Genomic DNA, 2,628 nt, shown 5'->3' with positions numbered 1-2,628 from the left:
TAGCCTCTCTCATGGGAAAAGACACCCAACAGTCGAAAACAATGTAGTAGTAGGAGCAGGTGCAAAAGTTTTGGGAAATATTACTCTTGGTGAAGGTTCCCGAATTGGTGCAAACTCTGTAGTTCTTAGAGATGTTCCCCCTCACTCAACAGCTGTTGGTATTCCTGCTAGAATTATCTCTTGTGATACACAGAGTAAAAGACTTAGACACGATATGCTTCCTGATGTAAACAAGGAGATATTTCAGTATCTTATTAAGAGGATTGCTGTACTAGAGGAGAGCGTAAAAACTGGTAATGCAAAGCTAATGGAGAAAGAGGACCATGAACTAGAAGAGATATACTCAACATTTATTAAGTCAATGTAACCATTTTTTTAGTATAATTTTCAGATTTTTATACTATTGAATAAAGGGCAAAACCATGCTTTCAAAACGAATACAGACACTCTCTTCATCTATGACTATTGCGATTACAACACTGGCACTAGAGCTAAAAGCCGAAGGAAAAGATATACTCTCGTTCTCTCCAGGAGAGCCAGACTTTGACACACCTCAGGCTATCAAAGAGAGTGCCAAAAAAGCCATTGACAACGGACAGACAAGATATACAGCTGTCCCAGGGACACCTGAACTACTAAAAGCTGTTGCAGGAAAACTAAAAAGAGATAATAACTTGGAGTACTCAACTAAACAGATCCAGACCAATAATGGTGCTAAACACTCTCTATTTAATCTCTTTCAAGCTCTAATAGATGAGGGTGATGAAGTTATTATCCCTGCTCCATACTGGGTAACATATCCTGAAGTGGTCAAATACTCTGGTGGAAAATCTGTAATCATTGAGACAGATGATACAACTGGATTCAAAATCACTCCAGAGCAGTTAAAAGAGGCGATAACAGAAAAAACAAAAGCTCTCGTATTAACAACCCCATCAAATCCAACAGGTGCTGTCTATAGTAAAGAGGAGTTAGAGGGACTAGCAGAGGTTCTAAAAGGTACAGCCGTATTAGTCATATCTGATGAGATGTATGAAAAATTAGTATATGATGGCGTTAAGTTTACAGCAACAGCCTCTGTGTCAGATGATATGTTCCAACGAACTATTACCGTCAATGGTCTTAGTAAATCGGCGGCTATGACTGGTTGGAGATTTGGTTATCTTGCAACAGCACATACAGAACTAGTAGCTGTTATGAACAAACTACAGTCTCAAAGCACATCAAATATTAGCTCCATCACCCAAGCAGCAGCTATCACGGGACTAGATGGAACTATAGATGCAGAGGTAGAGGAGATGAGAGTAGAGTTCGAAGCTCGTCGAGACGAAGCAGTAGAGTTAGTTAACAAGGTAGATGGTCTCTCTGTGGCAAAACCAGATGGTGCTTTTTATCTATTTATAAATATCAAAGGTGTTACCAATGACTCAATGGAGTTTGCAAAGAGACTTCTTGAAGATGAGGGAGTAGCTATTATCCCTGGAATTGGCTTTGGTTCTGAGGGTTATATCAGATTCTCATTTGCTACGAATATAGAGAATATTCGTGAGGGTATTAAGAGGATAGAGAGGTTTATTAAGGCTAATTACTAGATATAGTAGAGTAGAATCTTAGATATTAATAGGTTTATGAGTCTTAAGATATAGTTGAATAGCATTAGTTACAAAACTCCTTAAGAGGAATAGACCAAAAGGATTAATTGATAATTTACAATTATCCTAACTAGTAAGCATGTATTTGTCAATCAATATATCTTCTAAATTAATATTATAAAAAATTCAAAAAATAAGCTAAAAACAATAAGTAATATTTTACAATACTATTTATAAATAAATTTCTTAACATATATATCATGATTCAACTAAAAGGAGTAGGAATGGGAAAAATACTAATTATTGGATTAGTAGTGCTATTATTTTCGAGTTGTTCCAAAACAAAAATTTCAAAACCTAAAAAGATTAGTAATAGAAACATAAAAATATCAACTGAAATGAGAAATGAACAGAGAGTAGCTTTAATTATAGGGAACAATGAATATAAGGGAAATTTATCCAAGCTAAGTAACCCTATTAATGATGCTAGAGCCATACGAGACATCTTAAAAACTAGAGGTTTTGAGGTCATGTATATAGAAAATACTTCGGAAAAAGCTATGAAAAAAAGTATAAAAGATTTTTTCCGTAAGATAAAAAATGGTGGAGTTGGAGTATTCTATTTTTCAGGACATGGTATAGAAGTTGATGGAGAGAACTATCTCATCCCTACAGATGCAGATATAAAAGAGAAAAGTGAAACCGAATCTGAGGCTATATCTCTAACAAAGATTACAAATAGAATGCAAAATACAAATAATAGATTAAATATTATTATCTTAGATGCGTGTAGAAATAGTCCCTTTAGTAGAGCTATGGGAAGTGGAGGATTGAGTAAAATTGAACCTAGAGGTCTCTTTGTCTCATACTCTACAGAAGCAGGAAAAACAGCAAGTGATGGCAGAGTTGGAGGAAATGGACTGTTTACCAAACACCTTATAAACTATATGAAAGTACCTGGATTAAATCTTACAGATATGTTTAAAAAAACAAGAGAAAGTGTCTTCATCGAATCAAATGAAAAACAATTTCCTGC

The 2,628-nt window shown here is 35.0% G+C and carries 3 protein-coding genes; all 3 read left to right on the top strand.

Annotated elements, in window-relative coordinates; all coding sequences use genetic code 11:
* Positions 1–367 (top strand): serine O-acetyltransferase (locus GSY74_RS10970; protein WP_370518797.1); only part of this gene is annotated, 367 nt, incomplete at its 5' end.
* 55 nt (positions 368–422) lie between these two features.
* Positions 423–1,592 (top strand): pyridoxal phosphate-dependent aminotransferase, encoded by a 1,170-nt coding sequence (locus GSY74_RS09645; protein WP_164664893.1) that lies wholly within the window; start codon positions 423–425, stop codon positions 1,590–1,592.
* 284 nt (positions 1,593–1,876) lie between these two features.
* Positions 1,877–2,628 (top strand): caspase family protein (locus GSY74_RS09640; protein ID WP_164664892.1); only part of this gene is annotated, 752 nt, incomplete at its 3' end.

The organism is Sulfurovum sp. bin170, from assembly GCF_010892395.1.
Taxonomy (GTDB): Bacteria; Campylobacterota; Campylobacteria; order Campylobacterales; family Sulfurovaceae; genus UBA1140.
The sequence above is the reverse complement of the archived record's forward strand: the minus strand, read 5'-3'. Positions and strand labels throughout refer to the sequence as shown.